The following is an 18561-nucleotide window of genomic DNA, read 5'->3' on the forward strand; positions in this document are numbered from 1 at the left end:
CGGACTTGGTGTGGCGAGTATCACTGACGAACGGAGTGTAGAGCGCCGCCGCCGGGAGGGGGGAGGGCCCCCCGATCAGGCGCCCGCGGCCCGGCGATGCAACGTGGCCCACCAGGCGGCGAGAAGCGTCGCGCTCAATCCGAAGACCACCCACGTGAGCGCGGCCGAAATCGGCCCGGTGACGAAGAATCCGAGCACCAGCGCCACGATCCAGTTGACGAGGAGCACCAGCACGGTCCCGAGAAAGGCGAGGGCGGCGCGGCCGGGGGAGTGCGCGATAGTGCGACGGGCGGCCCCCCTCGGCGTCGCGGCCAGCGCCGACAGCACGGGCAGCGCCGCGGACGCGATGACGATCGGCAGTATCGGTGAGAGGACTCCGGCGAGGACTCCGAGCAGGACCGCCAGCGCGGAACCCGCCAGGAGCCGCACCGGAGGCGCGGAGAACCCCTCGTCGGGGCGGACCGCGGCAGCAGCCGCGCCGACGACCAGCCAGAGTGCGACGATCATCGCCAGACCCGAGACCGTCACGCGGAGAGCGAATCCCCACCCGGCCTCGGGGGTCGGATCGCCGACCGTCAGCAGGGCCTGGACGAGTGCATTGACCATCACGACCGGGAGCGTCACAGTCGCACCCCGGGCCCAGCCCCGCCAGGTGCCGGCCGTCGTGCGCCAGCGGCTCATCGTGCGCCCACCGCTCATCGTGCACCCACCGTGCCGTTGCGGTCGAGAACCGCTTGGACAGAGCCGGAGTAGAGGAGGTTCTCCCCGACCTCGAGGTCGAATGTCGTGCCGTCCTGGGAGGTCAGCGTCGCCGTGATGGTCTCGTTGCCGACGGTCTCCCCCACGCATCTCAGCGTTGCCCCGTGGCCCTCGCACACCGGCGCGACGAGGATCTCGACCCCCTGCTCGAGCAGGACCTCGTTCGTCGCGTATCGAAGGTCCGCGATCTCGGCTCCCCCCACCGGCGCGAGCGCGTCGATCTGCGAGCATCCGGCCAGTGCGAGTGCGAAGATCGCTCCCCCCGTCGCACGTCTCATCCGGCGCCTCATCGCTGCGCTCGCTGCTCGTAGGCGACGAGTCGAGCGCGCTCACGCAGGCGCTGCTCCTCCAGTGAGGCATCCGTGATCGCGTCCAGGTCGAACGGGGCGGGCAGCAGGAGTTCGGTGTTGCGGTCGAGAGCCGAGCCGCGTCTCATCAGGGGGTTCTCGGCCCAGTCGTTGGCGGCCAGTTCCCTGCTCTGCGATGCGAGGTCCAGGTAGCCGCCCGAGGAGCCCGGGGTGACGGGCGACGCGTGATCGAGAACGGTCGTGAACAGGGACAGCGTCCCGTCCCGGTTGTCGACGATCTCGACGGTCTGCTGTTGCTGGGGGAAGTCGATGCAGGAGGCGGTCGTGATCTCCCAGAAGCCGCTGTCGCGTCCGCGGTGGGCGAGGATCTGATTCTGGTGGGTGTGCCCGTTGAGCCAGCCGATCACCACCGGGTATGCCAGCAGCAGGTCGACGAACTCGTCGGCGCCGTGGAGGGTGGCCGTCGACCCCGGTCGCCGCGCCCGGTTCTCCAGGGTCATGCTGTTGTGGTGGGTCAGGATGAGGACGAGTTTCTGCTCTGACTGCGCGCGATCCAGGTGGCCCCTGAGCCACTCGAACTGGTCGCCCGGCACCGCCCCGTCGGCACCCGCGACGGCGTTACAGGTGTCGAGGCCGAACACGCGCACGTGGGGCGTCAGGTCCGCGGTCCACCACGTCTCCCCGGAGTCGAGGTTGTGCTGGGTGAATCCGTGCCCGACGGGGCCGGGTGTCTCCGTGGTGTCGAAGTGCTCGGCCATGAACTCGCGTTGCTCGAACAGGTACCGCCGCGGATCCGCGGTGACCCCACGGAATCCCGGTCTGGTGCCCGACCGGACACCCAACGCGTCACCGAGCCGCTGCAACGGACTCGCGGTCGCGGCGTATCCACTGAGCGCCGACGACGCGGTGGCGCCCAGCGTGTGGGACTTCTGCGAACCGACCGCGAGGGAACGGAGCTGGGGGGACAGACCGAAGGTGCCCAGCAGGAGCGTGTCGTGATTGCCGTACACGGAATACCACGGCACCGGCAGGCCCACCGACTCGACGGGGCGTGACATGGCCTGGGACAACAGGTCCGGCAGCCGGGGAAACCCGTAGTCGCCGAACGCGCCGCCCGAGGGGTCCTCCGGTCGGTACGCCCACTGGGCGTCCTGCCAGGCCTGCACGCCCTCGAACAGGGTCGGGGACCCGCTGTTCGGGGTCACCGGTACCCCGTCGAGGACGTCGATGTACCACCGCAGTTCGAGGTGAGAATGCATGTCCGCGCTGTCTCCGGTGACGATCGCCGCTCCGAGTGGCGCCCCGGTCACGGGGCTGATCGAGTTGTCGGCGAACGACTTGACCATCGCCGCGGTCACGTGCACGGTGAGCGGATCCTGGGGATGGAACGCCGATCCCCACGTGGCGTGATCCTGGACGATCATCGGCTCGATGCGGCACGGGGACTGAGCGTCGATGACGTGCATGTCGGACAGGTGGCCGAGGTAAAGGAGCGAACGGCGGGTGCCCGCTCGTGCCGGAGACGCGGACGCACGCAGAATGTCCAGCCGAGGCAGATAGGCCTCGCCGGGGCCCGCGGCCAGAGTGCGGTAGGAGCGGGCGGCGCCCTCTCTGCGGAGAATAGTTCCCGACAGTGTCGACCGCGGCACCTCGGGAAGATTCTGAGCCGCAGCGAGTCGACCGCCCAGCGCGGCCGGTGCCATCCCCCACACCGCGGCCAGTGCGCTGACGCGGCTCAGGAACTGTCGACGTGACAAACCGGGCATCGACTCTCCTCCGGCCTCGGGTAGCAGAAGAGTATCCCCGGAATCGGCGGGAGGGAACGGGGTGCGCGATCATCGTCCGGAACCCGTTGTGCGCCAACGCGACCGTCGGTCACCGCGGCTCCGTCATGGCCCAGACGCAGGTCAGCCGGTGCGCAGTCGGCCCGCCAAGGTATGTCGTTCCATCTCGGTCATGCCGCCCCAGACGCCGTAGAGTTCTCGCTCCTCGATGGCGTAGGTGCGGCACCGGTCGAGTACCGGGCACGTCGAGCACAGTTGCTTGGCGCGTTCCTCGTTCTTGCGCCTCGTGCCCTTGAGGTCGTGGTCGTCGTTGTAGAACAGGTCCTGGTGGCCCACGCAGTTCCCGTGATCGGCCCAGTGCCATCGTTCTTCTAGCGCAGTGAAGGCTGCCTCAGCCACATGATCATCCCACTTTCGGTTCGGCGACGGTCCGTGGTCCGTTCGCGGAAGAACGGTCCATCATCCGCTGTACGCAAGCGGGCCGACCACACCCTCAGGGGTGGGATAGCGGTATCGGGTGGTCCGGGGGGTTCGTTGCTATTGTCTGTCCATGCCGGTCAGGGTGACTGTGGTCAACGACTACCTCGTCGTCGTCGCCGGGGTGAACGCGATCCTCTCGGAGTACTCCGATCGCATCGAGGTCGTGGAGAAGCACTCGGTGTCCAAGGGCGCGATGGCGGTGGACGTGGCCCTGTACGACACCTTCGCCGCACCGGTGGGCAAGCACGCGCGTCTTGCCGCGCTGCGTGAGGACCCGTCGATCCGCGCGGTCGCGGTCTACTCCTTCGCCTCGGACCAGGCCGCGGTCGACGACAGCCTGGCGTTGGGGGCGAACGGCTTCCTGTCCAAGGCTCTCCCCGCGGCGGACCTGGTGCGTGGGATCGAGGAGATCGCGGCGGGAAGCATCGTGACGATGGTGGGGCCGGGGCACACCGCCACAGGCGCCAACGTCTGGCCCGCCAAGGATGCCGGCCTCTCGGCCCGTGAGGCCGAGATGGTGGGGCTGATCGTGCAGGGCCTGTCGAATCAGGAGATCGGCGACAGGTGCTACCTGTCGCCGAACACGGTCAAGACCTACATCCGTGCCGCGTACCGGAAGATGGGCGTCAACACACGCGCCCAGGCGGTCGCCTGGGGAATCGACCACGGCTTGAAACCTGACCGGTAGCGGCCTGTCCCGGTAACCGGAATCCGGTAGCCGGTTGTCGTACGCCGGGTCGCCTCAGGCCTTGCCGTGGGTACCCTAGGGGGGTACCGTATCGACCATGGCCGAGCACGGGTACACCGCGAACAAGGACGACCACCTCAAGCGGTTGCGCCGCATCGAGGGCCAGGCCCGCGGCCTGCAGAAGATGGTCGAGGAGGACAAGTACTGCATCGACATCCTCACGCAGGTCTCCGCCATGACCCGGGCGCTGCAGTCGCTGTCGCTCAACCTGCTCGAGGAGCACCTCGGCCACTGCGTCGCAGGCGCGATCGAGCACGGTGGCCCGGAGGCGCAGGCCAAGCTCGCCGAGGCCAACGCGGCCATCGCTCGTCTGGTCAAGTCCTGAGACACACACGCACGGTCCGCTCCTGCGCGCCGCCGACTATCCACAATCCGAGGAGAACTCACATGACCACCACCGCGACCTTCACCGTCTCCGGGATGACCTGCGGACACTGCGTCGCCTCCGTCAAGGAGGAGGTCTCGGAGATCCCCGGCGTGATCGAGGTCGACGTCGACCTGGAGTCGGGCCGCCTCGTCGTCGTCGCTCCCGACCCGGTCGACCCCGCGCTCGTCCGCGCGGCCGTGGACGAGGCCGGGTACACCCTCCACGACGCGGAATGAGCTGACCGGACATGACCGACACCGAGATCTCCAGCGGACCGGCGACCGCTGTCGTCGACCTCCGGATCGAGGGCATGACCTGCGCCTCGTGCGCCAACCGGATCGAGCGCAAGCTCAACAAACTCGACGGGGTGACCGCCCAGGTCAACTACGCCACGGAGAAGGCGCGAGTCGGGTACGCCCCCGGCGTGGAGACGCAGCTCCTTCTGGACACCGTCGAACAGGCGGGGTACACGGCGAGGTTGCCGCAGCCGCGCACGCCCGCCGCCGCCCCGGGCGCCCACGTCGCCGACGGCGCCGCCGCCACGGGACATGCGGGCGACGCCACCGACGACTCCGCGGCGCCTGATCGCGTCGAGAGTCTGCGCCACCGTGTGATCGTCTCCGCGGTGCTGTCCGTGCCCGTGATCGCCATGGCCATGATCCCCGCGCTGCAGTTCACCAACTGGCAGTGGCTCTCGCTGACGCTCGCCGCGCCCGTCGTGGTGTGGGGCGGGTGGCCGTTCCACCGCGCCGCGGCGATCAACATCCGGCACGGCTCGTTCACCATGGACACGCTGGTGTCGATCGGCACGTCCGCCGCGTTGCTGTGGTCGCTGTACGCGCTGTTCTTCGGCCACGCCGGCATGCCGGGGATGACCCACGGGTTCGAGTTCTCGCTCTCTCCCAGCGACGGCGCGGGCGACATCTACCTCGAGGCCGCCGCCGGGGTCACCACCTTCGTGCTGTTGGGCCGCTACATCGAGGCCAGGTCCAAGCGCACGGCGGGAGCGGCCCTGCGGTCGTTGCTCGAGCTCGGCGCCAAGGACGTGGCGGTCGTGCGCGACGGCGTCGAGACCCGGATCCCCGTGGAACACCTGCAGGTGGACGACGAGTTCGTCGTGCGCCCTGGTGAGAAGATCGCCACCGACGGCCGGATCGTCGACGGCACCTCCGCGGTCGACACCGCCATGGTCACCGGGGAGTCCGTGCCGACCGAGGTCTCCGTCGGTGACGCCGTGGTGGGCGGAACCGTCAACACCAGCGGGCGGCTCATCGTCCGGGCCACCCGGGTGGGTTCGGACACCCAGCTCGCGCAGATGGCGCAGATGGTCACCGACGCCCAGTCCGGCAAGGCCGCCGCGCAACGCCTGGCCGACCGCATCTCCGGCGTCTTCGTCCCCGCCGTGCTGCTGCTCGCGGCGGCGACGTTCGCGTTCTGGCTGACCACCGGATCCGGCACCTCCATGGCGTTCACGGCCGCGGTCGCGGTGCTCATCATCGCCTGCCCGTGTGCTCTGGGCCTGGCCACGCCCATGGCACTGATGGTGGGGACCGGTCGCGGCGCTCAACTTGGCATCCTCATCAAGGGCCCCGAGGTCCTGGAGTCCACCCGCCGGGTCGACACGATCGTGCTGGACAAGACCGGCACCGTCACCTCGGGCACGCCCGCGCTCGTCTCGGTCACCGCCGCGGACGGCGAGGACGAGACCCGGGTGCTGCGCTACGCCGGCGCGGTGGAGGACGCCTCCGAGCACCCGATCGCCCGGGCCATCGCCGCCGGCGCCCGCGAGCGGGTCGGTGACCTGCCGACGGTGGCGGGGTTCCGTAACACCGAGGGGCTTGGGGTGTCGGGGTCGGTCGCGCCCGGTGCGGGCGGCAGCGCAGGTGGCCACCGTGAGGACGACGACGAGGTGGTCGTGGTGGGCCGTCCGGCGCTACTCGCCGAGCAGGACATGCCGCTACCGGCCGAGCTCGAGCGGGCGGTCGACGAGGCCTCGGGTCGCGGTCACACCGCGGTCGCCGTGGGCTGGGGCGGTAGTGCCCGCGGGGTGCTCGTGGTCGCCGATCAGGTCAAGGACTCCTCCGCCGAGGCCGTGGAGAGGTTCCGCGGCCTGGGGCTCACCCCCATCCTGTTGACCGGCGACAACGCCGTGGTCGCCGAGACGGTGGCCCGGCAGGTGGGAATCGATCCCGGTCCGGACGCCGAGAACTCCGAGACCGTCATCGCCGAGGTGCTGCCAGCGGAGAAGGTGGACGTGATCCGAAAGCTGCAGGCGCAGGGCCGGGTCGTGGCCATGGTCGGCGACGGTGTCAACGACGCGGCCGCGCTCGCCACGGCCGACCTGGGTCTGGCGATCGGGACGGGCACCGACGCGGCGATCGAGGCCTCCGACCTCACCCTGGTGCGCGGGGACCTGCGCGCGGCGGCGGACGCGATCCGACTGTCCCGCAGCACCCTGCGGACCATCAAGGGCAACCTGTTCTGGGCGTTCGCGTACAACGTGGCGGCGCTGCCCCTGGCCGCGGCCGGGATGCTCAACCCGATGATCGCGGGCGCGGCGATGGCGTTCTCCTCGGTGTTCGTGGTGGCCAACAGTCTGCGGCTCCGGCGATTCCGGGCCGCCGCCTGACACATGGCGGCGTCCCGCCCCGCCGAATCCGGCGCGGGTCGACGCGCGGAGGCACGGTTGCAACCGTGTCGAGCCTGGGTACGGTGACGGCCACGACGCCGACATTCACGACGCCGACAAGGAGGTCCACCGGATGACCACGCAGACCCGCCCTGGGCAGACCGCCGCCCACCAGATTTCTCCCCACCAGACCGTCCCCACTCTCCGACAAGCCCGCCGGGGCGGCGCGTTCGTCGCGCTTGCCGCCGCCGCCGTCCTGGCCGCCTCGTGCGGGACAGGGGAGGAGTCGCCCGCCGACGAGGGGGCCGCCAGCCCGCAGGACACCGCCGCCACCACCGCCGATGCGGGAGGCGGGGATGAGCAGCAGGGCGGCCAGGCCTTCGCGACCGCCGACCTCGTGGACCCCGAGGGCGGGTCGCTCGGCACGGTGGAGTTCGTCGAGGTCGACGTCGGGACCCTGGTCACCGTCGAGGCCGCCGGGCTGGAGCCCGGCTTCCACGGCCTGCACATCCACACGACCGGACTGTGCGAGCCGGACAGTGTTAATCCCAACGACCCCGAGGAGCGAGGGGCGTTCCTCTCGGCCGGTGGACACCTGGTCGGACCGGACGACGAGGCCAGCCATCCCGACCACGCCGGCGATCTTCCCCCGCTGTACGTCGCAGGCGACGGGACCGCGCGCATCACCACCCTGACCGACCGGTTGGACCGCGAGTTGCTGCTGGACGACGACGGCACGGCCGTGATGATCCACGAGGACCCGGACAACCTCGCGCACATCCCGGAGCGTTACGCGCCGGAGGGGCCCGACGAGGACACGCTCATGGCAGGGGACGGAGGCAGCCGGATCGCCTGCGGCGTCGTCATCGGCTGACGGTCCGCGGACACGTGACCGGACATCTGTCCGGTCACGTGTCCGAAAAGCCCCCGATCAGGCGGCATGCTCTGGTAGCGTCCGCCGCGAGCAGGCGCGCGCCACCGCGGCCCGCCTCACGTCGGGAGGGAACACATGGCCATCCGGGTCGCGCAGATCGCCACCGGGAACGCCGGGGCGATCGCCCTGCGCCAGCTGATCCAGGACCCGCGCTTCGACCTCGTGGGCGTCTGGGTGCACTCGGCCGAGAAGGCGGGCCGGGACGCGGGTGAACTCGCCGGTCTCGAGGCGGTCACGGGCGTCACCGCCACCACTGACCATGCCGACATCATCGCCGCGGCGCCCGACTGCGTGGTCTACTGCGCGATGAGCGACACCCGCCCAGTGGAGGCAGCCCGCGACATCCGTGAGTACCTGGCGGCCGGGATCAATGTGGTCGGCACCGCGCCCACCCCGCTCATCAACCCCGCGGTCGGCGTCCCCGACAGCGCGCGCGAGCGGCTCGAGGCCGCCGCCGTGGAGGGCGGGGCGACGCTCTTCGTCTCCGGGGTCGACCCGGGATTCACGAACGACCTCCTGCCACTGGCGATCACCGGCACCTGCCGCGAGGTGCGTCAGGTCCGTTGTACCGAGTTCTCCGACTACGCCACCTATGACTCGACCGAATCCATGGTCGACGTCATGGGCTTCGGCACCCCCCTCGACCAGACCCCGCTGCTCTTCCTGCCCGGGGTGTTGACGGCGGGGTGGGGGGCGTCGATCCACCTGCTCGCCGCCGGGTTGGGCGTGGAGGTGGACGAGATCACCGAACACGTCGAGCGCGAACCCGCGCCCCAGACCTACGAGGTCGCGGCCTGCACCATCGCCGAGGGCACCCAGGCGGGGTTCCGTTTCCAGATCACCGGCTTGGTGGCGGGCGAGCCCGTCATCGTGGTCGAACACGTCACCCGGACCCGGGACGACCTGCGACCGGACTGGCCGTATGCCGTGCAGGAAGGCCACTCCTACCGCGTCGAGGTGATCGGCGAACCGTCGTACGTCCTCGACCTGGCCGCGCAGAGCGCGGACGGCGACCACAACCACTCGGCGATCCTCGCCGGGGTCGGCAGGGTCGTCAACGCCGTTCCCGCCGTCGTGGCGGCTGCGCCGGGGCTGACCACGACGCTGGATCTGCCGCTCACCGGCGCCCCGGGCGTCATCGGCGCACGCTGAACAGTCGATCGGCGTCACCACCACAGCTGTTCACGAGGAGAGGGAGTCGTCATGGGTCGGGTCGAGGGCAAGGTCGCCATCATCACGGGCGCGGCACGGGGGATGGGTGAGGCCGACGCGCGCCGACTCGTCGAGGAGGGCGCCAGGGTCGTGCTCACCGACGTGCTGGACGACCAGGGCGAGGCCGTGGCAGACGAGCTCGGGGCGAATGCGCGCTACCGTCACCTCGACGTGTCCGATGCGGAGCAGTGGAAGGCCGTCGTCGAGGAGACCGTCGCCGACTGGGGTGGGGTCGACGTGCTGGTCAACAACGCCGGGATCGCCAACGGCGCCGAGTTGCACTGGTTCCGGCACGACAAGTGGCAGCAGATCCTCGACGTCAATCTCACTGGGACCTTCTACGGGTGCCAGGCGGTCACGGAGACGATGATCGCCGCCGGCCGTGGTTCGATCATCAACGTCTCGTCCATCGAGGGGATGCGGGGCACCCCGTGGGCGCACGGGTACGTGGCGGCCAAGTGGGCGGTCCGGGGACTGACCAAGTCGGTCGCGCTCGAACTCGCACCGCACGGCATCCGCTGCAACTCACTGCACCCGGGTCTCGTCCGCACCCCCATCACGGAGGGCATCCCGGACGACATGATCCCCATCCCCCTGGGCCGACTGGGCACGGTCGAGGACGTGGCCAACTTCGTGCTGTTCCTCGCGTCGGACGAGTCCTCCTACGCCACCGCCACCGAGTTCGTGGTGGACGGCGGAACTATCAACGGGATTCCACACAAACAGCTGTAGAGACTCGCCGGCCGGGGGAGCGGGATCGCGCCACTGAGGCTGACCCGGTGGCTGACCCTGAGGCGAACGAGGGCGTTCTCAGGGTTCGTACGATCGGCGGCATGACCCAGGGATCCCTCTCGGCGACATCGTCGTCCGGTGACAGTGTCTCCGCCGCCTCCACCGCCACCTCCACCACCGCCTCCACCGCCGCCGACCCCGGCCCCCGCTGGTGGGTCACGGCGGGGTGGATCGCCCACTGGATCCTGCGCGTCTGGCTGGCTCTCGTGCTGCTGGTGTACGGATGGCCCAAGGTGTTCCTCATGCAGATGGGGGTCGCCGACTACGGGGACGCCCTGACCGCGTTCGGCGAGATGAGCCCGATGGGGTTTCTCTGGCGGTTCATGGCGTTCTCCCCGGTGGTCCAGGTCCTGGCCGGTCTGGCCGAGGTCATCGCCGCCGCGCTCCTGCTCTTCCGTCGCACGGCCTGGCTGGGTGGCCTCCTCGCCGCCGCGGCCATGGCCGTCGTCTTTCTGCTCAACATGACCTTCGACGTCCCGGTCAAACAACTCTCCCTGGCGATGGCCGTGGCCGGGCTGGTGGTCGCGGCCCCGTGGTTCGCGCGCGTCGGGCGCATCCTCGCGGGCCGGCCCGTGCCCGCCGCGACGCTCCCCACCCCGATCCCCTGGCCCCGGGGTCAGCGCGTGACCAGGTGGACGGGGCCGATCCTCGCGGTGGTGGCCGTCTGTGTCCCGGGCGCGGCTCTCGGTGTGATGGCCGCGTCTGGCGGGACGCAGTCCGCGTTCTCCCAGGTCGCCGGGGTCTATCGCGTGGTCGAGGACACGGCGTCGCCCGCCGAGCAGTTGGCCGACGATGACCGCTGGCAGCAGGTGGCCTTCGGACAGCACGGCGCGGACCGGGCCCGCCTCGGACTGCGCCTGGCCAACGGGGACTTCTACGACGGGCGCTACTCCGTCGACGGCGAGGTGATCACGGTCGAGCTGTATCCGGTCCGCGAGGGCACGTACGGTCTGGTGAGGGACCCCGAGCGCACTCTGACCCTGACGTGGTCACCGGCCCCCGGAGGGATGGCGCTGAGCGGGGACGGGGTCGACGTCACCCTCGCCGAGGACCCCGAATTCCGCTACCTGTTCGACCGGGGCTTCCACTGGGCCCCGACGACCCCGGTCAACCGGTGAACGCCCGACTCCGAACGGACCGGTGTGGGATTCGTCAGCTCGTCGACCGTGGCGCGCGACCCATCAGGTAGAACTCCGGGTTCGGCCGCATGTCGGTGGCGTTGGCCACCCGGTTGCTCAGTCCGAACAGGCCGGTGATCGTCGCGATGTCCCACGCGTCCTCGTCGTCCAGGCCGTGCTCGTGAAGCGCGGCGTAGTCGGCGTCGACGAGCTCGTCGGACCGCAGGTTGACCTTGGTGGCGAAGTCGCAGATCGCGCGCTCGCGCGGGGTCAGGTCGGATTTGTGGTGGCTCACGGCCAATTGATCGGAGAGGTACGGGTCCTTCTTGACGATCCGCAGGATCGCTCCGTGCGCCACCACGCAGAACTGACAGTTGTTCTGCGCGGAAATGGTCACGACGATCATCTCCTTGTCCGCCTTGGACATGTTCGAGCCCTCGCGGTCCATCACGGCGTCGTGGTACGCGAAGAACGCCCGCCATTCCGCCGGGCGGCGCCCGAACATCAGGAACACCTCGGGGACGAACCCCGCCTTCTCCTGTTCCGCGAGGATGCGTTCCCGCAGGTCATCGGGCAGAGTGGCGAGGTCGGCGAGGGGGTAGCGGTCGGACATGTGCGGCTCCCGGGAGTGTGGTGTGCCCTGACGGTATGCCGCGTCGGGCCCTGCCGACTCAGGATCGTGCCGCGGACCCCCATGTGTGTACCCGCTCTATCTCCACCCAGGCATCCACACGGGCACGATCGCGGACCGGATACGGCTGGTCTGTGTAGTGCCGGGCCAGCGCGTCGATGCCGGACAGGTCCGGGTCCTCGGCGATCTCGGTGATCCGACCCTGGATGCTCACGTGCGAATACCAGTCGTCGGCCTCCACCACGGACAGCGCCACCCGCGGGTCGCGCCGCAGGTGCTGGAGGCGTACCCGTCCGGCGTCGAGGTTGAGGTGGATGCGGTCTCCGACCAGTCGGTACCAGGTGGGCACGGTCACCGGGGAGCCGTCCCTGCGCAGCGTCGCCATGACGCACGGATTCGGCCGGGCGAGCAGGCGGCGGAGGTCGGGTGTCAGCAGATCAGCGGTCGGCGTGGAGTCGGGCGTGCGGGATTCGGACACGGGCGTGGGTCCTTTCGTCGGCGGCGGTTTCTCCGGTCCAGTGTGCGCGTCGTCGCCGCCGCGGGGTGGCGCTATACCCCCAAGGGTTTTACGGTGGGAGGTGTACCTGTTCCCCACGGAAACGGACACCCCATGCTCTTCGAGCGCATCTATGACTACGACCTCGCCCACGCCAGCTACTTCATCGGCTGCCAGAGCAGCAGTGAGGCGATAGTCGTGGACCCCAGCCGCGACCTGCGGGCCTACTTCGAGATGGCCGACCAGCACGGCATGACCATCGTCAAGGTCACCGAGACCCACATCCATGCCGACTACCTCTCCGGCACCCGCGAACTGGCCGCCGCGACCGGCGCCACCATCCACCTCTCGGATGAGGGCGGTGAGGACTGGCGATATGCCTTCGAGGGTGAGCGACTCCGGGACGGCGACACGATCGAGCTCGGCAACGTCCGGCTCGAGGCCGTGCACACGCCCGGTCACACGCCCGAGCACCTGATGTTCCTCGTCACCGACGGCGCCTTCGCCGACGAGCCCGGCTACGCGCTCACCGGTGACTTCGTCTTCTGCGGCGACCTGGGCCGCCCGGACCTGCTGGACGAGACCGGCGGCCACGGCGACGCGGGCAGCGCCGACGCGGGTGGTGGCTCCGGTGAGGACACCCGCCACGCCAGCGCCCGGCAGCTCTTCGCCAGCCTGCGGGACCGGTTCCTCACCCTGCCCGACCACGTCCAGGTGTTCCCCGCCCACGGCGCGGGCTCGGCGTGCGGCAAGTCCCTTGGGGCGCTGCCGTCCAGCTCGGTGGGATACGAGCGGAAGTTCGCGTGGTGGCCGACGTACGTGGAGGACGACGACGAGGAGGGCTTCGTCTCCGAGCTCCTCGACGGCCAACCCGACGTGCCGGCGTACTTCGGGAGGATGAAGCGCCAGAACAGGGACGGCCCCGCCGTCCTCGGCCATCCGTTGCCGGAGCTGCCCGAGCTGCCCGCCGAGGAGGTGGCCTCCGGTATCGAGTCCGGTGACCTCGTCGTCGTCGACCCCCGGCCAGCCGACGAGGTCCACGACGGCACCGTCCGGCGCGCCCTCAACCTCCCGGCCGGTCAGGCCGCCACCTACGCCGGGTGGGCGGTCGACCCGGAGGCCGAGACCCGCGGCCTGGTGTTCCTCGCCGAACACGCCGAGGCGGCCGATGAACTGCGGCGGCACGTTCTCCGCGTGGGCGTGGACTCCACGCGCGGGTACGTCGCCTCCACCGACGGACTGCCCACCTACCGGCCCGAGATCGTCGCGCCGGGCGACCTGGAGTCGCACCAGCACGCGATGGTGCTCGACGTCCGCGCCGCGACCGAGTACTCCGATGGCCACGTCCCCGGCGCCACCCGGGTGCACGGCGGGCAGGTGATGTGGGAGCGCGACGGGCTGCCCGGGTCCGGGACGATCGTCGCCTACTGTCAGTCCGGCGCGCGGAGCTCGGTCGTCGCCAGTGCGCTGCGCAGCGTCGGCTACGACGTCGCCGAGCTCGAGGGCAGCTACTCCGCGTGGGAGGACGCCGGAATGCCCACGGAGTGACCGCCGGGCCCCCGCGGGGATCGGGTTAGGGTGGGTTCATGATCACCGGAGCGACCATTCTGGCCGCCGAGGAGGATCTCGGCTCGATGCCGCTCTTCGGCGTGGCCCACTTCTCCGCCCTGGCCGCCACGGTGGTGCTGACAGCGGTCCTGCTGGGCGTGGTGCGTCGGCACCGCGGCTCCCGGGCGGTGGACCGGGCGATCACGATCGCCGGGTGGCTCATGCTGCTGGTCGGGGTGGGTTGGATCGTCTGGGATCTGATGCCCGGCCGGTTCGATCCCGCCCAGGCCATCCCGGCCGACCTCTCGGACTGGGCCCGGATCATCATCCCGGTGGCGCTGATCACCCGCGCCGGGTGGGCGGTGGCGGTGGCGTACTTCTGGGGGTTGTCCCTGAACCTGATGGCGCTGCTGACCCCGGACCTGAACTACAGCTTCTCCCCGCCGGTGGAGTACGGGATGTTCTGGTTCTCCCATATCGCCGCCTTCATCGCCCCGGTGATACTGGTGTGGGGGCTGGGGTTACGACCGACCTGGCGGGGGTGCGGCTTCACCTTCCTCTTCACGGTGTTCTGGGCCGTGGTGGCCTCGGCGGTCAACCTGACCACCGGGGCGAACTACGGGTATCTCCGTCACGCCCCACCGGAGGGCTCGCCGCTGGATCTCATGGGCCCCTGGCCGGTCTACATAGTCGTCGCGGCGGCCGTGGTCGCCGTGGTGTGCGTGCTGTTCACCTGGCCGTGGACCGCCGAGCGGCTGACCCGGGGCACGGAACCGGTCGGGGCCGGATTGATCCGCCGGCCCGCCGGCAGGAACCGGCCCGACGCGTAGTCCGAGCCGTAGCCCGGGGCGAACTGGCCGTCCTCCCACACCACCCGGCCGCCGATGATCGTCGCGGTGACCGCCCGGTCGTTGCGGTTGACCATGCGGCGGATGCCACCGAGCTCCGGCATCGCCTCCTCGTGGTAGTCCAGCGACTCGCCGTCGAGCCCGGCCGGGTCGATCACCACCACATCGGCCCGGCGCCCGGGGGCGATCCGTCCCGCGTCGAGCCGGTAGAAGTCGGCGAGTTCCCCGGTGAGCTTGAACACCGCCTCTTCGACGGACAGGAACGGGGCGCCGCGCCGATCCGCGGCGTGTACTCGCTCGAGCAGGCGCACGCCGAAGTTGTAGAAGGCCATGTTGCGCAGGTGTGCGCCCGAGTCGGAGAAGCCGATGGTGACGCCGGGTGTCCGGGCCAGCCGGTTGGCGACCTTCTCGCGGGCGTTGGCGATGGTGGTGGTCCACCGAAGGTCGGAACCGTGTTCCACCACCAGGTCGAGGAAGCAGTCCGCCGGATGCAGTGACCGGTCGCGGGCGACGTCGCCGACGGTGCTGCCGACCAGCGACTCGTCGGGGCAGGCGACGATCAGTGCGTCGTCGAAGTCGCGGTGCCACACCCGCGGGCTGAACCGCTTCTCGAAGTCCCGCCGGAACCAACGCCGGTAGCCCTCCTTCGCGAGCAGGTCGGTGCGGGCCATCTCGTCCTTGAGGTGCAGCGCCTCGCGCCCGGAGCCGAATTCCTCGAAGACCACGAGGTCGATCCCGTCGGCCCACACCTTGAACGTGGTGGGCAGGTGCTGCCACACGAACCTGCCCCGCCCCAGCGAGTTGGCCACCCAGGCCAGGGGCCGGAAGATGTGGTTGACCCAGGGCTCGGCGAGGGTGTCCGCGGCGGCGAGCAGTGAGACCCTGAGCGGCTTGCGCAGCAGCCCCGTGCTGGTGGCCACGTAGAAGGCCACGTCGACCTTGGTGTTGAGGTTCGGCACGCCCTGCAGGACGCGGTCGCGCCGGCGGAGGATCCGGCTGATCTGTCGGAATTCCTTCCACGAGGCGTGCGTGGAGGGCAGGGTGCGCGAGCGGTAGCGGTCGCCGTCCATCTTGTCCCAGGGGTTGGTCATGGTGGAGACCCCCAGGAATCCCTGGTCGAGGGCCTCGTCCACGCGCCGCGCGATCTCGCGTCGCTCCTGCCGGTTCGGGGAGCGCTCCGGGTCGGTCGATCGGCCCAGTCCCATCACGGAGGCGCGGACGTCGGAGTGGCCGAGAAAGCTCGCCACGTTGGGCCCCAGCGGCAGGGACTCGACCGCGCTCCGCCACGCCGCCGCATCGGACCACGACTTGGTGCGCTCCAGTGCGTCGAGGACAGCGTCCCGGGGGAGGGCCTCCACGCGGCTGAACAGGTCGGCCACATCGACGGTGTCCGAGTACACGCCGGACAGGGAGCAGTTGCCCACCAGCACGGTGGTCACCCCGTGGCGGACCGACTCGCCCAGGCCGGGGGATACCAGCAGTTCCACGTCGTAGTGGGTGTGGGTGTCGATGAAGCCGGGCGTGACCCATCGGCCGTCGGCCTCGACGACGCGGGTGCCCGCCGATACGGGGAGGGGGGCGGGGCTCACCGCCGCGACGACGCCGGACCGGATCCCGACGTCGGCGCGGACGCCGGGAGCGCCGGTGCCGTCGTAGACGGTCCCGCCGCGAATCACGAGGTCGAAGTCGGCGCCGCCCGGGCTGGCGTGATCGGTGGTGTCCACGAGGCACTCCCTGGTTTGTGACACAAAACACATACTTCACCAGGCTGCCCGGACGCTGGTCCAAGTCCAGGGTTCGTGGGGAACTTCCTGCGCCGCCCGTCCTCTGTCCGGCGAGTAGCGTTGTCGCGCATGACCACACGCACGGAGCGCCTCGACGGCCTACCGTTCACCCGCAAGCACCGCAGGCTGTTGGTCGGATCCGGCGTCGGGTGGGCGCTCGACGCCATGGACGTGGGACTGATCTCCTTCGTCATGGCCGCCCTGGCCGTGCACTGGGCGCTCACCCCGACCGAACTGTCCTGGATCGGGTCCATCGGGTTCGTCGGCATGGCGATCGGTGCCGCGCTCGGCGGGCTGCTCGCCGACCGGATCGGGCGCCGCCAGGTCTTCGCCGCGACCCTGCTGGTCTACGGACTGGCCACGGGCGCGGCAGCGCTGTCGACCGGTATCGCCATGCTCATCGTGTTGCGCTTCATCGTGGGCCTGGGCCTGGGCGCCGAGTTGCCCGTCGCCTCGACGCTGGTCAGCGAGTTCGCGCCGCGTCGTATCCGCGGCCGGGTGGTGGTGATCCTCGAGGGGTTCTGGGCCGTCGGCTGGATCATGGCGGCGGTGATCGGATATTTCGTCGTACCGATCGGCGACGACGGGTGGCGCTGGGCGCTGGCCATCGGACTGGTCCCGGCGGCGTACGCGCTCGTCGTGCGATTCGGCCTGCCCGAGTCGGTGCGCTACCTCGAGTCGAGGGGCCGGGTCGACGAGGCCGAGCGCATCGTCCGCGAGTACGAGGCCTCGGCCGGGGTCGAGCCGCCCGCCGACTCGGCCGGGGTCGAGCCGCCCGCCACCGCGACCGCCGGCGCGACCGCCGGCGCGACCGCCGGCGCGGCGACGGGCCGGCTCGAGCCCGTCGAGGAGTCCGCCCGCGAGTCGATCTGGTCCCCGCGCCTTCGACGGCGGACCGGGGCTCTGTGGATCGTGTGGTTCGGGATCAACTTCTCCTACTACGGCGCGTTCATCTGGCTGCCCAGCCTGCTGGTCTCACAGGGCTTCGATCTGGTCAGGTCGTTCGGCTACACCCTCGTCATCACGCTCGCGCAGCTTCCGGGGTACGCGGCGGCGGCATGGCTTATCGAGGTGTGGGGCCGCCGGGTCACCCTCGCGGTGTTCCTGGCCGGGTCGGCGGTCGCCGCGGGACTGTTCGGTCTCGCGGGGACGCCGACCACGATCATCGCCGCCGGAATGGCGCTGTCGTTCTTCAACCTCGGCGCCTGGGGTGCGCTGTACGCGATCGGCCCCGAGCTCTACCCCACCTCCACCCGTGGGGCCGGCACCGGCGCGGCGGCGGCGTTCGGACGGATCGCCTCGATCATCGCGCCACTGCTGGTCCCGGTGATGCTCGGCGCTGGTGGCACGGTGGTGGTCTTCGGGGTGTTCGCGGCGGCTTTCGTCGTCGCCGCCCTCGCCGCGTTCACCCTCCCGGAGCGCAAGGGCGTCGCGCTCGAGGAGACCTGACCCGTCTCGCGCTCGTCGCCGGGCGCGCGGAGGCCGCGGGTGCCGAAGGGGTCAGTCCCGCGTCTCGCGCCCGTCGCCCAGCTCGCGGATCCGCTCGGTGGCCGCGCGGAGGCGTTCCTTGCGCGCCTCGTCGTCGGACTCCTTGAGCTCCTCGTAGAGCTCCTCGTCCGAGTCGGTGAACTGCAGGATCGCGCGCGGAACCCCGAGGGTCAGGACCAGCGACGGCCACACGATCCAGGCGTAATCCCAACCCACCACGAACTGCAGCACGAGGAACGCCACGAGCGTCGCCCCCAGGACCAACCCGTCGAGCGTCTCCACCGTCTTGCCCCGTTTGCGGAGATCCTGGAGCTCGCGATCCGGGTCCGATACCGCCGGTGACGACGACGAGGTGCGCGCCAGCTCACCACCTCCCGCCGCGGCCGTCTGCACGATCATGCCGTCAACGCTGCTCAGGGGCATCCCGCCCGGCAGATCGCGGAACGATGACCGCAGTTGACCCAGGGTGCGCGCGGCCGCGATGTCACCGGACCGGGAGTGGAATTCCGGGTCGTCGAGGCGGCCCGCGGCATAGTGGTCGCCCAGCGCCGTGAGGGCGTGCAGGCGCTCGGAGTCGGAGAGCAACAGATCATCGGGATCGGTCATGTGACCAGGCTAGGAGGGGGTCCCGGAGA

18 protein-coding genes and 1 pseudogene are annotated in these 18561 nt (G+C 70.4%); 11 read left to right on the forward strand and 8 right to left on the reverse strand.

Going from position 1 to position 18561, the window contains the following annotated elements; translation table 11 throughout:
- Positions 1-75 precede the first annotated feature (75 nt).
- The 4 genes from H483_RS31520 to H483_RS0119760 all read right to left on the reverse strand — a co-directional run bounded on the left by H483_RS31520 (position 76) and on the right by H483_RS0119760 (position 3250).
- Positions 76-699: a hypothetical protein gene (locus H483_RS31520; protein WP_152427983.1), complete on the reverse strand. Its 624-nt coding sequence runs from the start codon at positions 697-699 to the stop codon at positions 76-78.
- Positions 696-1037, reverse strand: coding sequence for a hypothetical protein (locus H483_RS31525; protein WP_017837317.1), 342 nt, complete (start codon positions 1035-1037; stop codon positions 696-698). Before H483_RS31525 ends, H483_RS31520 begins: the two co-directional genes overlap by 4 nt.
- An 8-nt stretch (positions 1038-1045) precedes the next feature.
- Positions 1046-2833 (reverse strand): TIGR03767 family metallophosphoesterase, encoded by a 1788-nt coding sequence (locus H483_RS31530; protein WP_017837318.1) that lies wholly within the window; start codon positions 2831-2833, stop codon positions 1046-1048.
- Positions 2834-2974: 141 nt separating this feature from the next.
- Positions 2975-3250, reverse strand: coding sequence for a WhiB family transcriptional regulator (locus H483_RS0119760; RefSeq protein ID WP_031264959.1), 276 nt, complete (start codon positions 3248-3250; stop codon positions 2975-2977).
- Positions 3251-3401: 151 nt separating this feature from the next.
- On the opposite strand from H483_RS0119760, the gene H483_RS31535 reads away from it, so the two are divergent.
- From H483_RS31535 to H483_RS31565, 8 genes are all read left to right on the forward strand, one after another.
- Positions 3402-4019, forward strand: coding sequence for a response regulator transcription factor (locus tag H483_RS31535; RefSeq protein ID WP_031264960.1), 618 nt, complete (start codon positions 3402-3404; stop codon positions 4017-4019).
- 97 nt (positions 4020-4116) lie between these two features.
- A complete protein-coding gene (locus H483_RS0119765; protein ID WP_017837321.1) occupies positions 4117-4404 on the forward strand; it encodes a metal-sensitive transcriptional regulator in 288 nt (95 codons plus the stop codon).
- A 62-nt stretch (positions 4405-4466) separates the two neighbouring features.
- A complete protein-coding gene (locus tag H483_RS31540; RefSeq protein WP_017837322.1) occupies positions 4467-4682 on the forward strand; it encodes a heavy-metal-associated domain-containing protein in 216 nt (71 codons plus the stop codon).
- An 11-nt stretch (positions 4683-4693) separates the two neighbouring features.
- Positions 4694-7075, forward strand: a complete 2382-nt coding sequence (locus H483_RS31545; protein WP_017837323.1) for a cation-translocating P-type ATPase — start codon at positions 4694-4696, stop codon at positions 7073-7075.
- A 133-nt stretch (positions 7076-7208) separates the two neighbouring features.
- Positions 7209-7949, forward strand: coding sequence for a superoxide dismutase family protein (locus tag H483_RS31550; RefSeq protein WP_017837324.1), 741 nt, complete (start codon positions 7209-7211; stop codon positions 7947-7949).
- Between the two features lie 135 nt (positions 7950-8084).
- On the forward strand, positions 8085-9161 hold the full coding sequence (locus H483_RS31555) for a hypothetical protein (protein WP_017837325.1): 1077 nt from the start codon (positions 8085-8087) through the stop codon (positions 9159-9161).
- A gap of 51 nt (positions 9162-9212) precedes the next feature.
- Positions 9213-9953, forward strand: coding sequence for a glucose 1-dehydrogenase (locus H483_RS31560; RefSeq protein ID WP_017837326.1), 741 nt, complete (start codon positions 9213-9215; stop codon positions 9951-9953).
- A gap of 101 nt (positions 9954-10054) precedes the next feature.
- Entirely contained in the window at positions 10055-11131 is a 1077-nt protein-coding gene (locus H483_RS31565; protein ID WP_017837327.1) for a hypothetical protein, read from the forward strand.
- Positions 11132-11165: 34 nt separating this feature from the next.
- Here H483_RS31565 and H483_RS31570 read toward each other — a convergent pair whose 3' ends face one another.
- Positions 11166-11744 (reverse strand): peroxidase-related enzyme, encoded by a 579-nt coding sequence (locus tag H483_RS31570; protein WP_017837328.1) that lies wholly within the window; start codon positions 11742-11744, stop codon positions 11166-11168.
- A gap of 58 nt (positions 11745-11802) precedes the next feature.
- Positions 11803-12240: a PPOX class F420-dependent oxidoreductase gene (locus H483_RS31575; protein ID WP_017837329.1), complete on the reverse strand. Its 438-nt coding sequence runs from the start codon at positions 12238-12240 to the stop codon at positions 11803-11805.
- A 132-nt stretch (positions 12241-12372) separates the two neighbouring features.
- Between H483_RS31575 and H483_RS31580 the strand changes: the two genes are divergently transcribed.
- Both H483_RS31580 and H483_RS40120 read left to right on the forward strand, forming a co-directional pair.
- The gene (locus H483_RS31580; RefSeq protein WP_017837330.1) at positions 12373-13806 is read left to right on the forward strand and encodes a rhodanese-like domain-containing protein; all 1434 of its coding nucleotides are present in this window, start codon (positions 12373-12375) and stop codon (positions 13804-13806) included.
- An 86-nt stretch (positions 13807-13892) separates the two neighbouring features.
- Positions 13893-14495: pseudogene (locus tag H483_RS40120) on the forward strand (TIGR02206 family membrane protein); the annotation flags it as partial.
- Here the strand turns inward: H483_RS40120 and H483_RS31585 are convergent.
- The gene (locus tag H483_RS31585) at positions 14489-16378 is read right to left on the reverse strand and encodes an amidohydrolase family protein (protein ID WP_017837333.1); all 1890 of its coding nucleotides are present in this window, start codon (positions 16376-16378) and stop codon (positions 14489-14491) included. The pseudogene H483_RS40120 and the gene H483_RS31585 sit on opposite strands and share 7 nt — an antisense overlap.
- Before the next feature lie 129 nt (positions 16379-16507).
- Between H483_RS31585 and H483_RS31590 the strand changes: the two genes are divergently transcribed.
- A complete protein-coding gene (locus H483_RS31590; RefSeq protein ID WP_017837334.1) occupies positions 16508-17887 on the forward strand; it encodes an MFS transporter in 1380 nt (459 codons plus the stop codon).
- A 51-nt stretch (positions 17888-17938) separates the two neighbouring features.
- Here H483_RS31590 and H483_RS31595 read toward each other — a convergent pair whose 3' ends face one another.
- Positions 17939-18532, reverse strand: a complete 594-nt coding sequence (locus tag H483_RS31595) for a DUF1707 domain-containing protein (protein ID WP_017837335.1) — start codon at positions 18530-18532, stop codon at positions 17939-17941.
- Between the last annotated feature and the right edge of the window lie 29 nt (positions 18533-18561).

Origin of the sequence: Dietzia sp. UCD-THP, assembly GCF_000349585.1 — a bacterium.
In the GTDB taxonomy this organism is placed as follows: Bacteria; Actinomycetota; Actinomycetes; order Mycobacteriales; family Mycobacteriaceae; genus Dietzia; species Dietzia natronolimnaea_A.